This window comes from Varibaculum massiliense, from assembly GCF_900106855.1.
Taxonomy (GTDB): domain Bacteria; phylum Actinomycetota; class Actinomycetes; order Actinomycetales; family Actinomycetaceae; genus Varibaculum; species Varibaculum massiliense.
This window is the reverse complement of the sequence record NZ_FNWI01000004.1, coordinates 730,282-747,724: the sequence shown is the minus strand read 5'-3', so window position 1 is coordinate 747,724 and position 17,443 is coordinate 730,282. Positions and strand designations below refer to the sequence as shown.

At 54.5% G+C, this 17,443-nt stretch carries 12 protein-coding genes and 1 riboswitch; of the genes, 5 read left to right on the top strand and 7 right to left on the bottom strand.

Features of this window, described 5'->3' with window-relative positions; translation table 11 throughout:
* Positions 1 to 5 precede the first annotated feature (5 nt).
* From mnhG to BQ5456_RS03335, 6 genes are read right to left on the bottom strand one after another with little or no spacing between them, the layout of a single operon-like run.
* A complete protein-coding gene (gene mnhG, locus BQ5456_RS03360) occupies positions 6 to 389 on the bottom strand; it encodes a monovalent cation/H(+) antiporter subunit G (protein ID WP_071128754.1) in 384 nt (127 codons plus the stop codon).
* Positions 382 to 732, bottom strand: a complete 351-nt coding sequence (locus BQ5456_RS03355; RefSeq protein WP_071128753.1) for an MrpF/PhaF family protein — start codon at positions 730 to 732, stop codon at positions 382 to 384. The genes mnhG and BQ5456_RS03355 overlap by 8 nt, the downstream gene beginning before the upstream one ends.
* On the bottom strand, positions 729 to 1,541 hold the full coding sequence (locus BQ5456_RS03350; protein WP_071128752.1) for a Na+/H+ antiporter subunit E: 813 nt from the start codon (positions 1,539 to 1,541) through the stop codon (positions 729 to 731). Before BQ5456_RS03350 ends, BQ5456_RS03355 begins: the two co-directional genes overlap by 4 nt.
* On the bottom strand, positions 1,534 to 3,246 hold the full coding sequence (locus BQ5456_RS03345) for a Na+/H+ antiporter subunit D (RefSeq protein WP_071128751.1): 1,713 nt from the start codon (positions 3,244 to 3,246) through the stop codon (positions 1,534 to 1,536). The genes BQ5456_RS03350 and BQ5456_RS03345 overlap by 8 nt, the downstream gene beginning before the upstream one ends.
* Entirely contained in the window at positions 3,243 to 3,671 is a 429-nt protein-coding gene (locus tag BQ5456_RS03340; protein WP_071128750.1) for a Na(+)/H(+) antiporter subunit C, read from the bottom strand. Before BQ5456_RS03340 ends, BQ5456_RS03345 begins: the two co-directional genes overlap by 4 nt.
* Positions 3,668 to 6,757: a Na+/H+ antiporter subunit A gene (locus BQ5456_RS03335; RefSeq protein WP_071128749.1), complete on the bottom strand. Its 3,090-nt coding sequence runs from the start codon at positions 6,755 to 6,757 to the stop codon at positions 3,668 to 3,670. The genes BQ5456_RS03340 and BQ5456_RS03335 overlap by 4 nt, the downstream gene beginning before the upstream one ends.
* 316 nt (positions 6,758 to 7,073) lie before the next feature.
* On the opposite strand from BQ5456_RS03335, the gene sucC reads away from it, so the two are divergent.
* The 5 genes from sucC to BQ5456_RS10080 all read left to right on the top strand — a co-directional run bounded on the left by sucC (position 7,074) and on the right by BQ5456_RS10080 (position 15,804).
* Positions 7,074 to 8,240 (top strand): ADP-forming succinate--CoA ligase subunit beta, encoded by a 1,167-nt coding sequence (sucC, locus tag BQ5456_RS03330; protein ID WP_071128748.1) that lies wholly within the window; start codon positions 7,074 to 7,076, stop codon positions 8,238 to 8,240.
* Positions 8,241 to 8,269: 29 nt separating this feature from the next.
* Positions 8,270 to 9,202 (top strand): succinate--CoA ligase subunit alpha, encoded by a 933-nt coding sequence (sucD, locus tag BQ5456_RS03325; RefSeq protein WP_071128747.1) that lies wholly within the window; start codon positions 8,270 to 8,272, stop codon positions 9,200 to 9,202.
* Positions 9,203 to 9,279: 77 nt separating this feature from the next.
* Positions 9,280 to 11,745 carry a cell division protein PerM gene (locus BQ5456_RS03320; protein ID WP_071128746.1) on the top strand — a complete coding sequence of 822 codons (2,466 nt, stop codon included), beginning with the start codon at positions 9,280 to 9,282 and terminating at the stop codon, positions 11,743 to 11,745.
* A gap of 29 nt (positions 11,746 to 11,774) precedes the next feature.
* Positions 11,775 to 11,853: riboswitch (ZMP/ZTP riboswitch) on the top strand.
* 26 nt (positions 11,854 to 11,879) lie between these two features.
* Positions 11,880 to 13,490, top strand: coding sequence for a bifunctional phosphoribosylaminoimidazolecarboxamide formyltransferase/IMP cyclohydrolase (gene purH, locus BQ5456_RS03315; protein ID WP_071128745.1), 1,611 nt, complete (start codon positions 11,880 to 11,882; stop codon positions 13,488 to 13,490).
* A gap of 184 nt (positions 13,491 to 13,674) precedes the next feature.
* Entirely contained in the window at positions 13,675 to 15,804 is a 2,130-nt protein-coding gene (locus BQ5456_RS10080) for an alpha/beta fold hydrolase (RefSeq protein ID WP_083378329.1), read from the top strand.
* 79 nt (positions 15,805 to 15,883) lie between these two features.
* Here BQ5456_RS10080 and BQ5456_RS03305 read toward each other — a convergent pair whose 3' ends face one another.
* A complete protein-coding gene (locus BQ5456_RS03305) occupies positions 15,884 to 17,320 on the bottom strand; it encodes a L,D-transpeptidase (protein ID WP_071128744.1) in 1,437 nt (478 codons plus the stop codon).
* Positions 17,321 to 17,443: the final 123 nt, after the last annotated feature.

The window sequence follows — 17,443 nt, the reverse complement described above, 5'->3', positions numbered from 1 at the left end:
TGAAGTTAACTGTCTCGGGTTACTGCAGGCGCATCTTTACCGGGAACCGGCAAGTGCAGGTGGCGATAAACCGTCTCACCGGCATCTTTGATTTCTCCGCGCTGTTTAGCGGTTCTCCCAATCAAATGGGCCCCAATCGGCGCAGTTATTGTCTGCAACACAATCGCCAGCATCACTACCGTAAGCCAGGACCAGGTTTGCCGAATCGCCACTAATCCCAGACAGGTTAAAATAAACCCAGTTAACTGCGGTTTGGTAGCTGCGTGCTGCCTTTGCAACAAAGTTGGCAGCTTAACCACTCCAATGGCGGCAATCAGCGTCATGGCAGAACCCAGGGTTAAAATCGCTACTCCCAGGTATGTGAGGACGGTAGACCAAGTTTCACTCATCGCGTCCTCCTTCCGCCGTGGTCGTATCGGTCACTTGCTGCGGCTTAATAGCAGCACCAGGATCAGCATCGTGAGCCTGTTCCGCCGCCGAACGCTGCCCAATAATCCGCGCTACCGACGTCGCGGTCAAGAAACTCACCAAAGTCAGAATCAATAAAATCTGCATGGTGTCATCGCGCTCCCCAGTAACCGATATCAGGCAAATAATCCCGATGGTGATGGCAGTAAGCAGATCCAGCGCCACTGTACGATTCAAAATCCCCGGTCCCCGCCATAAAATATAGAGCGCCAGTAGTTCAGCAACGCACAACATCGCCCAGTTCAAAGTGAAAATTAAGGTCATAGCGCCTGCCTCCCTTCGCTAGCAGGTTGCTGGGGCATATCCGCGGGTAGGTAAGGACTCCTGCCCGAATAGGGGATTTTCCCCTCCGCAACTAGCTGTTCATAGCTTTGCAAACGTTCCTCGGCCTCACGAATCTCTGCCCGGCTACCCAGGGCTTTTACAATTCTCATTTCGAGGGCGTGCAAAGATTTCTCTACTCCCCGCGCTCCTCCCGAAAGTTGTCCGTCCAACACGTGCAAAACTACGCGCGAAGGATTTATCTGGGCACTCACCACTAAAGACCCGGGCACCAGGCAAGTCATTGCCGATGCCATAGTCAAATAAAACTCTGAGCGGGTCACCATCTCCACTTCAATCATCTGGGGACGAGCCGGTTTGCTGCGCAAAACCACATAAGCCACCTGGAAAGCCGAAGCCAGCAAATCCCAGGCAAACCGCAGAATCAGCCAAGTTACTCGCAGAGGGCGAAAACGCTTGACCGGATTGACGTGGGGCATCGGGGAAAATATCTGCAGTGCTACCGCAAGCAGTAAACCGCCACAAATTGAAACCGCTGAAAGATCCCGAATCAGCAATAGCCACACTACAAACAGCCAGGTAGTCATCCCCAAGGAGCAGCGGCGAGGCAGTGTTCGCAAACGCTGTTTTAGATCAGGGCGTTGCGACCTGACGCTGGCGGGGGGTTCTGCCAATCCCTCTCGCTTGTCCCGGTCGTCAACAGAATCTGCTAGCACTTGCACAATCTTCTCCGGGGAATCCACCGGAGCTGCGTTCCCTTTGTCGAGCCTATTCGTTTTTTCGTTAGTCATCGCTACCTCCCCTCATCAGGGCGGATCCGCTAAAATCCGTTGGAACCAGCGAAAACGCATCGAGAATAAAGTCGTGCGCACTAGTCTTTCCTCCCGAGGAAGTATTTTGACCTCCGACCTCAGTAACCAAATCTTCCGGGAGCCCAGAAGCAATTTTTGAGATCCCGTGTCCGCGTCCGTCCTCGCCGAGAATCGCGCGTTGATATTCGGCCCGTGACATAGAAATCGTGGCGCGTTCAGTAAAGGTATAGACCGGACCGGCAAAAACCGACAGACCGATCGTTACTGCAGTTAGGAAACCAGTTGCTGTCCATACTCCCCGCGGAATCCGGGAGGCAGTATCAAAAGTATCGACCGCTTCCTCTTCTTCGCCGCCACTTTCTTGCGCAGATTCACGTCCCTGCCAGAAAGTTTGCAGCCAGATTTTCACCACCACATACAGGGTGAGCAGCGAAGCAATCAGCCCCGCAGCCAGCAGCGCCCAAGCCAGGGGAGTGTTACGCGCCGCCGTGGCCTCCGCCAAACCAAGTTTGCCCAAAAATCCGGTCAAAGGCGGAAAACCCACCAGGTTGAAAGCCGGAATCAAATACCAGACGGCTAGTAGCGGGGAAATTTTTGCCAGAGAGTGCAGACGGCGCAGCGAGGTGGAGCCGCCTACCTTCTCCATCATCCCTGCCACCAGGAACAAAGTGGTTTGCACCAAAATATGGTGGACGGCGTAAAAGATAGCCGAAGCCACCCCCAGGGTATTGGCCAGGGAAATCCCCCAGATCATAAAACCAATATGGGAAACCAAGGTAAAAGAAAGCAGCCGTTTAATATCGTCTTGAGCGACCGCCCCTAAGATTCCCACAATCATGGTGAGAATCCCCACCACTGCTAGCACTATATCCACCGGTGACTCCGGGAAAATCAGTACCTGCATCCGGATAATTGCATACACCCCGACTTTGGTAAGCAAACCCGCAAATACTGCGGTAATCGGGGCGGGAGCCGTAGGATAAGAGTCCGGAAGCCAAGCCGAAAGCGGGAAAACCGCCGCCTTCAAACCAAAACCCACCAGGAATAGCGTTTGGATCAGCATAGCGACTGCCGGGTCGATTTCGGTTAGCCGCATAGACAGCTGCGCCATATTCATAGTGCCACAGGCGCCATAGAGAGCAGCCAGGGCAATCAGGAAAACCGCTGACCCCACCATCGAAACCGCCACATAGACGGTACCGGAACGAATCCGATCTCGGGTGCCTCCCAGAGTGATCAGGACGAAAGAGGAGGTGAGCAGGATTTCTACCCCCACGTAAAGGTTAAACATATCGCCGGTGAGGAACGCGTTATTAACTCCGGCACATAGCACCAGGTAGGTGGGGTGAAAAATTGGGGTAGGGATATCTTCTGACTCGTGGACAGTGCCTTCTGCAAGGGAATAGGCCAGTACCGCCACCATCACCACCAGGGAAGTACACAGCATTATCGCAGCTAGACGGTCACCAACCAGGGAAATCCCGATTGGAGCCGCCCACGAACCGACATCTAGAACCAGGGTTGCCTCGTCGGAAAACACCAAAATCATGATGGCAACTACCAGGGAAGCAGTCAGGGTGGTGAAGGCAACTACTGATTGGGTGCGATAGTGGCGTCCCAATCCTAAGGTTAAAGCTGCCGCTAATAGGGGGAGGAGCACTGGCAGTGCCAACAGAAAGTTCACAGCTCCCTCCTTTTACGTCCGTGGCTCTTGTCGAGTTCATCCAAATCTAGGCGCAAGAAACGCTCGGTATCGCCCACTTTCTTTGCCAGCCGCCTATCTTCCAGGTCATCGGTAACTTCGTCATGCCCCGACAGTCGCCAGGAGCGATAGGCAAGCGCCAGACCGAAGGCGGTAGTGGCCATAGAAAGCACAATCGCAGTCAGAATCATGCCCTGGGGGAGCGGATCGGACATTTTTGAAAGGGCAGTTCCTAGAATCGGGGCGGTCCCGGCCGCACCGCCCTGGGAAAGCAGAAATAAATTAATTCCGTTACCCAGCAGTCCTAATCCGATAACTATGCGGGTCAAAGTGCGTTCAGTGACCAAGTAAACCCCGCAGGCAACCAGGAAGCCGGCAGCTAAAAGTAGACATAAAGAAACACTCATCGCTGTACCTCCCGAGGTTCAGAGGGGGAACTTAGTTCTGGAGGGAGCTTTTTTCCTTCGCTCGCGGAGGACGAAACTGAGGTCTCGCCCTTAGCGTCCCTAAAGCCTGGCGGCTGATCCGCTGGATCTTCGCGTCCGGTAATATCAATTTCCGGCAACTGGTGTCCCGCAGATTCGCCCTGCCGGTCAATCTCGGATCCTAAGGACTGCAGCAAATCAAGCACCACCCCGATAACCAGCAGATATACCCCAATATCTAGCCCCATTGCAGAAGTAAAGTGCAAATCCCCTAAGATTCCTAAATCAAGGTGAGCCTCCACGCTTTGCAAAATGGTGTAGCCAAAGGCCAGGGGGACTAGGGCGCTAACTACCGCAGTAGTCATTCCGATAGCGATCACCCCGCCCGGACGCGCCGGGACTGCCTCCAGCAGTTCAAAACGCCCTCCTGCAAAATAACGGATAGTGATAGCAATACCGGCAACCATGCCACCGATAAAGCCTCCACCAGGGTGGTTGTGTCCAATAAACAGTAGCCATACCGATACCAGCAGCAAAGTATGGAAGAGGATTCGGGTGGAAACCTCCAGCAAAATAGAGCGGCGGCGCGGATTGATTAAAGTGGCGACGGCTAGCCAGGTTTGCTGGGGGGCGGCAGAAGTTTCCTTTAAGCGACCCCGCCGTTTGCGTGCCCTCGCCAATAGTCGGTATCGGCGAGCGCGTTGGGAGTCAGCGAGCGCAGTAGATAATCCTCGCAGGTAGATGAGGGCGGTAACCCCGGTGGCAGCAACTAGCAGTACCGACAGTTCCCCCACGGTATCCCAGGCTCGCACGTCCACCAGCAAGATATTGACCAGGTTTTGACCGCCCGCAAAAATGCTACCCTCGGTAGTTACCAGGTTGGAGACCGGTTCGTGAATCCGGGCAGAGGCGGTGGATAGCCCTAATAGCACTACGCCCACTCCGCAGGCAGCGGCCATTAGAAGCCGGTACCCGGGCGCCCAGCGGCTGAAGCGACGAGAAAAACGTGCGGGTAGGCGCCGCAGTACCAGCAAGAAAAGAGTCAAAGTGACCGCTTCGACTACCAGTTGAGTTAGCGCTAAGTCAGGGGCGCCCTGGAGAACGAAAACTGCGGCAACTGCGGCTCCACAAGCCGAAAGTGCCAGCACAGCATTTAGGCGACGTTGAGCAACTACGCAGATAGTGGCCATTCCGATAAGGGCAAAACAGATGAATGCTTGCCCGAAGGAATCGGCGAAATGCCAGCGATGCATATCGGAAATCCCTAGCATGCATACTGCTCCTGCCAACACCGCAACGGTAAATATCACCGAAAGATCAGTAGGTAGGGATCCGGTTTGTACCTTGCCAGTCACCCAGGAGGCGCCACTTTCTAGGCTGCGGATAGTGCGCGAATAAATACCTTGGGCGCCCCAACGCGGCGAGAAGGCTAGACGGCGTTGCAAGCGTGCCAGGCGGGCGCGACTCCAGAACAACCAACCTCCTGCAATCAGGATCAGCGCGGTCACCAAACCGGGGAGTATCCCTGACCAAAGATGCAGATGACCCGGATTTTTCCCGTAGATTTGCACAGCGGTTTGCCCCAGAAAACCGTCAAGGACACCGGGCAGGAACCCCAGGCACAACGAAAGTCCGGTAAGTACGCCGGGAATGATGGTCAGAGTTTTACCGGTTGCCCGCAGTTTTTGGCGATGGGGACAAGTTCCCTGCCGGTCATGTTTATGGCTAAAGGCTCCCCAAAAATAACGCAGCGAGTAAGCGAAGGTGAGGGCAGATCCGGCAATCAGGACCGCCAGAATCACCTCGGATTCAAGGTCGCGTCCTGCACCTAGAAGAGCGGTAATGGCGTGCTCTTTTCCGAGGTATCCGCTGGTGATCGGGATTCCGGACATAGATAGAATCCCCGCGAGAGCGCAAATGGCCAGTTTCCGGGAACGTTCCCCCAGCCCGCACAGGCTGGGAAACTCGCGGGTGCCGGTCTGTTTTTCAATAGTACCCGTAGTTAGGAACAATCCGGATTTGAAGGTGGAATGTGCAGCCAAAACGCACAGTCCCGCCAAGTAAAGTTGGGGGTTCCCTGAGCCAATTAGCATAGTCAGGAATCCCAGCTGAGATACGGTACCGAAAGCTAACACCAGTTTTAGGTCGGTTTGCCGCAGTGCGGAGTATCCACCTAGCAGCATGGTGAATCCCCCTAAACCTACGATTGCCCAGGTAAGTCCGGGGAAACTGGCAAAGGCGGGTGCAAAACGGGCAAGTAGGTAGATACCAGCTTTAACCATCGCGGCAGCGTGCAGGAAAGCCGAGACCGGGGTGGGGGCAGCCATCGCGGAGGGGAGCCAAAAGTGGGTTGGGAAAATCGCCGATTTGGTAACTGCCGCAAAAAGAATTAACGCTAATCCGCTGATAGCTGCCACCGGCTCGACGGGAGTGCCCAGGGCGGTAGGGGAAGAGAGTACGGTTAACAGTTCGCTGATTCTAAAGGAGCCTCCGGGCATGATTCCTAAAATCACGAAACCGGCGAACATGCTTAAAGAACCGGTGGTGGTCACCAAAATCGCTTGGCGAGCGGCAGCGCGAGAGGCACGTTCCTCAGCCTCGTGACCAATCAAAATAAAGGAACTGAAAGTGGTGATTTCCCAAAAGAAATAGAGGGTCATGGTGTGATCTGCTAAGACCAGACCTGACATCGAGGCGGCAAAACCTAGGAAAGCTGCGATAAATTGACGAAGGCGCGGAGAATTTTCAGAGAAATATTGCGCACAATACACCAAGATCAAAGCGCCAACCAGGTTAATTACTGTCAGCATCAGCCATGATAGGCCGGTTAGGCGAAATCCTATTTCCAAATCTAGCGCACTTGACCATTGATAAAAGTCAGCCAATCCTTGCGATCCCGTGCCGAAAGCCTGCCGGGTGTGCGATAGCGTCCAGATTAAGGCTCCCAGGGGCATGAGGGCGGCGATGTAAAAAGTGCGCTGCCTAAAGTATTTGACCAGAAAGGGAATTAGCAGTGTCGCCAAGAAGTAGCATACGATCAGCGCGGCTGCGCGATCCCACAAAAGCATAGCTATTTCCGTTTCACTTTCTTGGTTTTTCGTCCAGCATGTTCCGGCTGTCACTTAACTGTACCGTGAACCGGTATTTTTTTCGCTTCTGACCGCGTAAAAGCTCAGCGGGTGCACGAAGGAAAGAAAATCCCCACCTGCGCCCTCATCGTTACTGATGTTTCATTTCCGTACGGGTTTCGCGGAGCTTTCTGATGCCAACCCTGTTCCAGCGCAAACGTGAGGGAGAACACTTTCTGGTGACGAAATAAGCGCAAATATGCGGTACTATAGTCCTATATCTTGATGTCGAGGTACTTACTGAGAGGACGTGCAAGTGGACCTTTACGAATACCAGGCTCGTGACTTATTCGAGGCTCACGGAGTTCCCGTGCTAGCCGGAATCGTGGCCGAAACTCCTGAAGAAGCGCAAAAAGCTGCCGAGAAACTCGCTGCACCCCTAGTGGTGGTAAAAGCGCAGGTAAAGACAGGAGGGCGGGGAAAGGCTGGCGGGGTTAAACTCGCTCGCAGTCCCCAGGAAGCCCGCGAAAAAGCCGAAGAAATCTTGGGTATGGATATTAAGGGGCATACCGTGCATCGGGTGTTAGTTGCCGCTGGTGCCGATATCGCTTCCGAATACTATTTCTCGATTTTGCTTGACCGCTCAAACCGTCGCCACCTGGCGATGTGCTCTAAAGAAGGCGGCATGGAAATCGAGCAGCTAGCCAAAGAGCGCCCGGAGGCACTGGCCAAAGTTCCGCTGCCGGTTACTGGGATTGACGAGGATGTTGCCCGCAACATTCTGAAACAGGCCGGTTTCGAGGATGAAGAGCTGATCGCTAAGGCCGTACCGGTGCTGGAGGGGCTCTGGGATGTCTACCAGGGCGAGGATGCTACCCTGGTCGAGGTAAACCCCCTAGTATCCAGTGAAGAAGGCGAGATTATTGCCCTGGACGGGAAAGTAACCTTGGATGATAATGCCCGTTTCCGGCAGCCCGGTCACGACCAGTTGGTAGACAAACGCACCGAGGATCCTCTGGAAGCCAAAGCTAAAGAAAAAGGCTTGAACTATGTACACCTGGAAGGTCAGGTGGGGATTATTGGTAACGGCGCTGGTCTAGTGATGTCTACTTTGGACGTGGTGGCTTACGCGGGCGAGGAATATGGAGTGAAACCAGCCAACTTCCTAGATATCGGGGGCGGCGCCTCCGCGCAGGTGATGGCTGATGGGTTGGACGTGATTCTGGGCGATCCCCAGGTCAAGTCAGTATTCGTAAACGTATTCGGGGGAATCACCGCCTGCGACCAGGTAGCTTCCGGAATCGTGAAAGCAATCGAAATGTTGGGCGATAAAGCCACGAAGCCGCTGGTGGTGCGGCTAGATGGTAACGCGGTGGCGGCTGGTCGCAAGATTTTGGAAGAAGCGAACCTGCAGCAGGTGACCATGGTAGAAACTATGGATGCCGGTGCCGCCCAGGCAGCTAAACTCGCTGCCGGCTGTTAAGAATCGGTAAAAGAATAAGGAGAAACCAAATGTCAGTATTCCTTGATTCCTCAGCCCGGATTGTCGTACAGGGCATGACCGGTTCCGAGGGGCGCAAACACACCCGATTAATGCTAGGTGCCGGTACCAATGTGGTAGGGGGTACCAACCCCAAGAAAGCAGGGCAAACGGTCGATTTCGATATCGTCCCCCTGGGAGAAGCCGCAGAAAAGAAAGGTATTAAAGCCGGAACGGTTTCGGTACCGGTTTTTGGCACCGTAAAAGAAGCAATGGAAAAAGAGGGCGCGAATGTTTCGGTAGTGTTCGTTCCCCCGCGTTTCGCTAAAGGGGCGGTGCTAGAGGCGGTTGAGGCCGGAATGCCGCTAATCGTGGTGATCACCGAGGGAATCCCGGTACAAGATTCCACCGAGTTCGTAAATGCCGCCCTGGAAAAGGGCTGTCGGATTATCGGCCCTAACTGTCCGGGAATCATTACCCCGGGACAGTCCAATGTGGGGATTACCCCCGCCGATATTACCGGTTCTGGTCCCATCGGACTGGTATCCAAGTCCGGTACTTTGACTTATCAGATGATGTTTGAGCTCCGCGATATCGGCTTTACCACCTGTATGGGGATTGGCGGTGACCCGGTGGTGGGTACCACCCATATCGATGCTCTCGAGGCCTTTGAAAAAGACCCCGACACCAAAGTAATCGTGATGATTGGTGAGATCGGGGGAGACGCGGAAGAACGCGCCGCCGACTATATCGCCGCTAATGTCACCAAACCGGTGATCGCCTATGTAGCAGGCTTTACTGCTCCTAAAGGTAAAACCATGGGGCATGCGGGCGCTATCGTCTCCGGTTCGGCAGGGACTGCCCAAGCCAAGAAAGAAGCCTTGGAAGCCCACGGCGTAAAAGTCGGGAAGACTCCTTCCCAGACTGCCGAGCTGGCGCGGGAGGCATATAAAGCGCTTAGCTAAATGGCAGTTGCTGCCAGTTAGCTAATCCTCCCGCTGGTGACAGCACGTCAGCTAAAATTGAAATACCTGAAAATGTTGTGGGGGCGGCGCCTAGCGCCGCCCCCACAACCATTATTCAGCGCGGGGCAGGCTTGAGCGCGGTGCGCCTAAATGGCAGTACCGCGAAAAAGTGGACAATAGTAGGGATGTTACGGCGGCCTAAAGTTCCAAAGATTCCTCGGCAACCTGCGGGTGCGAGGAAAGTATCCGCCTATACCTCCGTAGGAAAATCGCCTAAACCAGAAAAGAAAAACGCGCGAAAATCCGGAACTGAGCGTCCGGGGGGCAAAAATAAGTATTCCGACAAAGTCAAGAATGGCTCCGGCGGCACCAAGAAAGGTAAGGGGAGCCCCTTAGGCGGGAAATTGCGGCTAGCAAGACAGAAAACTTCCCCTGCTGGGAAAGTATCCGCAAAATCGGCTGGAAACAAAACCGTAGCTAGCTCCCAAAAGGGGCGGCGCACCCTCACCGTGAGGATTCCGCGAGGGATTCCCCGGATGGTGGCCGCCGCCCTCATCACCTGCATATTTCCCTGGATAATTTTCTTAGCGATCAGTGCGGGAGTGTATTTTTCCACCTCTGGCAACCCCTGGATGGTGGATACTGTCTGGACGGAATCCCTGACAGTAGGCGCCAGCGTCTGGGCATTAGGCTTCGGGGTTCCCCTAAGCGGCACCCTCGGTGGAGCCGCCACCTTATCGGTGATTCCTTTGGGACTGTGGATTGCCTACCTGTGGTTAGCTGGGCGCCTAGCACATAGTTTCGTCCTCGAAAGTAAAACCATCCTGTGGGCTTATCCTTTTGCGCAAGCGGCAATTGCCACCCTGGTGGGTCTAGCAATCCGCGGAGCCTATAGTCTGGGAGGCTTGTTTTTTTGGGCGTTCCTACACGGTCTTGCCGCTGTTGCCTACGCTTTTTACCTATTTGACCGCGATCAGCGTCCCGATACCGAAAAACCTTCGCTGCTCCGTCCTAAAGCGCGTCTAGCTGCTGATTTTAACCGTTTTACGGCGTGGAGCCGGACTCTCATCCTGCGGATGCGCCAGCCCGACCGCGCCTATAGACAAGATCTGGAAAATCGTCGCCTGGGAATCGACCGCGATGAGCGCAGTTGGGACGGAACTAATAGCACCTGGACGGTGCCTGGCTGGGTAGTTTCCGGGGTACGTGCCGGATGGCAAATGTTTATGTTCTTCGGGATTGTCACCTTGATTCTGGTGCTCGCCCAAGTGTTTTCCCATATCACGGCAGTAAATAAAATCTATGACCTGTACGGGGTATCCCTGGGGGCAGGCGCCCTCATGTGGTTGGCGCAACTGCTCTATCTGCCTACCGTTCAGACCTGGGCGTTAGCCTGGATTTTGGGGCCGGGATTCCAGCAGGGTACCGGCACTATCCGTTCTTTAACTCAGGTGAAAGCTGGCCCGATTCCGGCAGTGCCTATCCTGGGGGCGCTACCTGCCCAAACCCCCGGATATTGGGTATTGGCGTTGATTGCGGTACTTAGCCTGATGGTTGGATATCTGTTTTATACCGTAATGGCTCGGGTTGACTTCTTTTCACACGTAGCATCTTTCCTTGTGGGAGGGCTTTTATTTACCTTTTTGACCACTTGGTTCTGTTTCTTAGCCTCCGGTTCTATCGGCGCGGGACGGATGTCTGCCTGGGGGGCGCATCCATTGGCTGTTGCCGCCATGGGATTATTCCTGGTTTGGGTGCCAATTATACTGGTAGGAACGGTTTTGCATCCCCACGCCCGCGCCTATTTGGCAGATAAATTTTTTAAGGTCAAGAGGGCGAGTGTGCGCGCTAGCCGCCAAGGTTTTGCAGCCGCGAAAGAAAAAGCGAAAGGTTACCGCTCCTGGACTCCTTTGAGCAGCGATACTACCGTTAAGGCCGCGGACGCAGCAGAAGGCGAGCAGACCGCCACTGAAAAAGAAGAAAACGCAACCGAAGATGCGGCAGAAAGTGAGTCGCCAGAAGCCTCCCCAGTCGTGGAAGGGGAGGAAACGACAGAGATTCCCCAGACGCGCGAACTGCCTGAAGCTGATGAGCCAGAAACTCTCGCTAATGAAGAAAGTGAGCATGAGGACGAGCGGGAAGAAAACAACGAAAATGTCCCCGAAGAAAGCACCTCCGAAACCACCGGTAACTCGGACAGTGAAACAGCAAGTGAGCAGGAGTCCCCAGAGCCGACCCGCCCGGCTCCGCCAACTCCGCAAGAAATCTTTGCCCGCTCTCGCGGCGCGCTCCCGGCTGACACCGAAGAAATCAAAGATTTAGTCACCGATTGGGCAGAACGCAAAACCGATGAAGTTATTGCTAAAGAACAGCAAGAACTAGAAAAAATAAAATCCTCTGCTAAGCGGCTCCCAGCAGCAGAGCTCACGCGGCCAGCAATCAAACGCTCACTTTTCAAACGAGGACGGCTAAAAGCTGGCAAACCGCACCGCGATGCGGACGATACCTCCACCCAAGCTATTGAAATTCCCGACCAAGACTAACTTTCGTCGCCGAAGCCAGCAGGGTAGACTGGTTTTTACGTGACTGGCGAAAAAAGTGGATTACCACTGGGGAACGTAAAGGGACAGTCGCTCGCCTGGGCTGGACAAAGAATGCAACAAAAGGATCCCGCGTCATGAGCGAAATTAAACCCATTAAACGTGCCCTGGTCAGCGTGTACGATAAGACCGGTCTGGATAAACTGGCAAAAAGCCTACAGGCTGCTGGGGTAGAGATTATTTCCACCGGTTCTACCGCCCATCAGATTGCCGCTGCCGGGGTAGAGGTAACTGAAGTTTCCCAGGTAACCGGGTTTCCCGAATGCCTAGACGGGCGGGTAAAAACTCTGCACCCGCTGATTCACGCGGGGATTTTGGCTAACCGGGAGCTGCCGGCCCACGTTGCGCAGCTAGAAGAATTAAAAGTAACCCCGATTGACCTGGTGGTTTGCAATCTTTACCCCTTCGCGGACACGGTGGCTTCCGGTGCGGGGTTTGCGGATTGCATCGAAAAAATCGATATTGGAGGTCCCTCGATGATTCGGGCGGCCGCCAAGAATCACGCCGATGTGGCAGTGATCGTTGATCCCAGCTCCTATGATGATCTAGCGGCTGCTTTGCAGCGCGGGGGCTTCACTGCCGAGGAGCGCCGCGAACTTGCTGCTAAGGCTTTTAACCACACCGCTATTTACGACACCCAGATTTCTTCCTGGTTTGCTAAGCAACTCCAGGGCGAGGACGCGGCTACCACCAGCAGCGCCCTGCCTAACCTGGAAGAGTGGAAACCGCAGCTCAAGGAACTGTACAGCTTGCGCTACGGGGAAAACCCGCATCAAGAGGCCGCGGTCTACCGCTTCACCGATGAAGAAGGCGGTCTGGCACAGGCAGAACAGCTGGGTGGCAAGCCGATGAGTTATAACAACTACACTGACGCTGATGCGGCTTGGCGGGCTGCCACCGACCATAGCGAGCCTTGCGTGGCGGTAATCAAACACGCCAACCCCTGCGGGATTGCAGTTGCTGAGGACGTAGCAAAGGCACATCTGCTGGCGCACGGCTGCGATCCGCTGTCGGCCTATGGCGGGGTGATTGCCTGTAACCGTGAAGTGACACTAAAGATGGCGCAGCAGGTGAAACCGATTTTCACCGAAGTGATTATTGCCCCCGAATATGAAGCAGAGGCGCTTGAGCTGCTGCAAACTAAGAAGAATCTGCGGATTTTGCGGATTGATGCGGATGCTCCAGTGGAATGGGAGTTCCGGCAGATCAGCGGGGGAGTGTTGGCGCAAACTCGTGACCGCCTGCAGGCCGAGGGAGATAATCCAGAAAACTGGAAATTGGCCGCGGGACAGGTAGCAGATGAACAAACCCTAGCTGACCTAGCCTTTGCGTGGAAGACCGTGCGGGCAGTGAAATCGAATGCTATTTTGCTGGCAAAGGATCAGGCCACGGTCGGCATTGGCATGGGGCAAGTTAACCGCGTTGATTCTTGTGCTCTGGCGGTTCAACGCGCCAACATCTTGGGACAGGCGCCGGAAGGCGAGGCCGCTCCCGAGCGGGCACGCGGCTCGGTGGCCGCCTCTGATGCTTTCTTCCCCTTTGCGGATGGTCCTCAAACCCTGATTGATGCGGGCGTAAAAGCGATTGTGCAGCCAGGGGGTTCGATTCGTGATGAAGAAACCATCAAAGCCTGCCAGGAGGCAGGGGTAACCCTCTACCTGACCGGTACCCGCCATTTCTGGCACTAGGCGGTTAATCACGGCTGACAGCAAGTCCGTCACTGATTTTTAAAGCTGCCAGCCATTTAGCGGGCTCGGCAGACAAATGCCTTGCCTGAGCGATAGATCTGATACTGGTACTGATAACCTGGGGACGCCGACCGGCGTCCCCAGGTTATTTTGATTTGCCAAGTGTGCAGTAAGGAGATTGCAGATGATTATCGCAGCAACAGATGGTTCCTCCCTCGGCAATCCCGGTGCCGGCGGCTGGTGTTGGTACCTGTCACCTGAATGTTGGCGAGCCGGCGGTTTTACCCGGGGAACTAATAACCAGGCAGAGCTGATGGCAGTAGCCGATCTACTCACCGAAACTGCCGGAATAGCCGATGATTTATTGATCCAGGCGGACTCCCAATACGTGATTAACATTTTGACCAAATGGCGGTTCGGTTGGAAGAAAAAAGGCTGGAAAACCGGCGGTGGCAAACCAGTAGCCAACCTAGAAGTGGTGAAACGCCTAGACCAGCTGCTATCTGACCCCAGTAGAAGGGGAAAAGTCAGATTCGAATGGGTAAAAGGACACGCCGGTCACCCGCTTAATGAGCAAGCGGACAGTCATGCGCAGGCAGTAGCGAGAGCCTATCAGTCAGGTACCCCCAGCGAGAAACAGTTAGGACCAGGCTGGAAATCTGGAAAGGAGGGGACCAGTGAACGAACTTCCCATACACCAGGTGAGGACGCTGCTAAATCCGCAAAATACCTACATCCAGAAGACTCCCGCGAAACTAGCGGCCAGCAAAAACCGGTCGCTCCCGCAGCAGCGCCAGCGCGCCCTCTTTATCCGCAATTAGAACAAAACCCTAACCCCAAGGAGTATCGCCAGGGACGTTACCTAATCCGCGAACACGTCCTGACTGTACCCCTCTACCACCCAGAAGTGGCGCTAAACCTGTACCCGGACTCGGCGAAAAACCCGGTAGTAAACCTGGCGCGAGGGGCAGATGAGCAGGACAGCGGGGTACAAAGCGAGCTGTTTGCGGTTACTCCCGGAGAACTAGCCCGGCCAAAATCGCAGAAAAACTCCAACATTTCGGATTCAGACAACCAGTTTCTACCCCCTTGGGTAGACGCCGAAATCCAGAAAACCAATATCCAGATTTATACCCGCGAAATCGCCCGCGACGATGATGAAAACCGTCCCTACCTGATCTTTTTCCAAGGCGGTCCCGGATGTAAGGGGTCTCGCCCGGCCGATTGGTCTTCCCCCTGGTTCGGAGCTGCCCTGGAAAAATACCGGATTATCATGCTTGACCAGCGGGGGACTGGGCGTTCCACCCCGCTTGATAACGTTACTATTCCCGCATTGGGGTCTCGCGCCGGAGCCTGGCTGCGGCTAATGCGCGCTGACCAGATCGTAGGGGACGCGGAAGCGCTGCGCCGCGCCCTAGGAATAAAAAAGTGGACAGTCATGGGGCAAAGTTTCGGCGGGTTTATTATTACCGCCTATCTTTCCCGCTTTCCGGAGGCCATCGAAAAAGCCTATATCACCGGAGGACTGCCGGGACTAACCAAGGTTAACCGCATCTATGAGCGCACGTTTGCGGCTACCGCCCGGCGTTGCCGCGAGTTCTACGCCTTGCCCGGAATGGAAGAAGCAGTCCGCCAAACCTGTGCGCACGTGCTAGAGCGCGATGAATACCTGCCTAATGGAGAAAAACTTACCCCCAATCGAATTCGGCAGGTAGGCCTGGAGCTGGGACGCACCTACGGTCTTGAAAATCTGCGCTACCTTTTCGAGGCGCCTTTTGTGCAGACCGGAGGCAAGCGCCACCTCACCCAAGAATTTTTAGGGCAAGTCGGAAGCCGGGTCAGTTTTGCTCTAGATCCCCTCTACGCCCTCCTGCATGAAACTATTTACGGGAATGCGGTGCCGCAAAGCGAAGTTGAGCCGACTGCCTGGGCAGCAGATCGGATTCGCGCAAATGCTCCCGGGTTCGCGCAAAACGCCGATCCTCTCGACTGGGGGAAACCCTATTATCTGACCGGGGAACACTTTGGTAGCTGGGTCTTTGCGCAAGATCCGGCGCTGAAACCCCTAGCTAATCTAGCAGATGATTTGGCGGCAGAAACTGACTGGCCGGTACTCTATGACCCGCAGAAACTGGCGGAAAACCAGGTGCCGGTACATGCGGTGGTTTACCGGGACGATATTTTCGTTCCCCGCACCCTGTCGCTAAACACCGGCAGGGTTATGGGAGCCAATATCTTAGAAAAACCAGACTGGCACCACGATGGGCTGCGCGCCTCTGGCAATCTGATTATTTCCTGGCTGCTATCCAACTAGAGAACCGGCAGCTAACAGCAGCTGATAGGAGCACTGGTCGGGAGTTCCCTCGATGCCGGGGTGGGGCACCGGATGCCCTTTAATGGTGCACGACTACCGGGGTGCCAATAGGCGCCCAATTATAGAACTCGCCGGCTTCAGAAACTGGCATATTTACGCAGCCGTGGGATCCACGGGGGTCTCCCCAGCCAAAGGAACTGCGCCAGGGTGCTCCGTGGAGGGCGTATCCTCCGGAAAAGTACATAGCATAGGGGACGTTCGGTGTCACATAGCGGGTGCCGTCTGTATTAAATCCCCGCATGGTGTCGAATCGTAGTTTGCGTTGGATGGCAAAAGTTCCTTTAATCGTCGGGGTAGCGGGAGCTCCGGGAACCATGCTGGTCGGCGCTACTGCCACCGTGGTTCCCTCATATCCGGTAACCGTGTAGTTAGAAAGATTCACATCAATCCATTTTTCTCCGGGCGCTGCTAGATAAGCCAGGTTTTCCGCCCCATCGGCAATGAGCTTATCTTCATTACTGGCTTTATCGACTTTAGTCTCGAAGGCAAGGGAGCTGTCTTTCCCCGCAGCAAAGTTACTGGCGATTTCTTTTGCCAACTGGTCACCGTTAGTAACGGTGACTCCATCCTTTGATGCGGTTTTAGTTCTTAGTACCTTTCCCGCGCTATTAACCAGGCGCTGGCCGTTAACCTTTTTTACCTCAACGGCTTCTTTACTCTTGTTTACCCAGTCAGCCACGGCATTGTCATTGGTAGTGAGCTTGGCATGCCGACTGACCTCCGGAACAATAACGAAACTAACCTTGTCTTTTTGGTCAGCGACGATTTCTTTATCCCCGACTTTTATCGTGACCTGTGGTTGGATGAATTTTTCTGCCGCGTCTGCTAACTGCTGTGCCAATTTAATATCAACCAGTGGTTTGACTGCACCCATAGTCAGAGGCATCTTCTGATTTTTTTGACTAGCCATAACCTTATCCGCGCCTGCTAGTAGCCTCTTAGTATCTGCTCCGAATCCGTCCTTACCCGGAATCGCTTTAAAACCAGTCCCCTCGGCGTTAAGTTGCACGCTAGGCTCGGTGACCGGTTTGCTGCCTTTAATATCTTTAGTAAGTTCATGCGATAGTTTGCTGGTAACCTGCGCGTTTACCTGGTGCTTGATCGGAATCCGCCTGGAGGTAAACAGGCTGGTTACGTAGCTGAAGGCGCTACTGCGCGCGGTTGCTTTCCGGGCGGTTTCCGCTGAATCAACCTGATACCCGATTTCCTTGGGGGTCAGCGATTTTCCGTTAACCCCATGTCCCGAAAAAGTGACCCGGTACTTGGTTTCTGCGGTATCTAGCTGCTTTTTAATTTGCTTAGCAGTTAGCCCGGAGACTTTAACTTCCCCCACCTTGGTGCCAGGTAGTGCCTTCTTCCCAACTGCGTAGTAGGAAACGTAGATTGCAAAGGCAGCGATAATCGTAACCAGCGCGGCAGCCACTGCGACAATAGTGATTTTTGTTTTCTTAGACATGGATATCGGGGTTTCAGAAAATGGGTGAATCCAAACAGTATCTTCATCCTAGCTGGCTTTGCATCGCTGACCACACCCAAAATGGGTAAGTCTGCTCACAATAGCAGGTGAAACCGGCTGCGA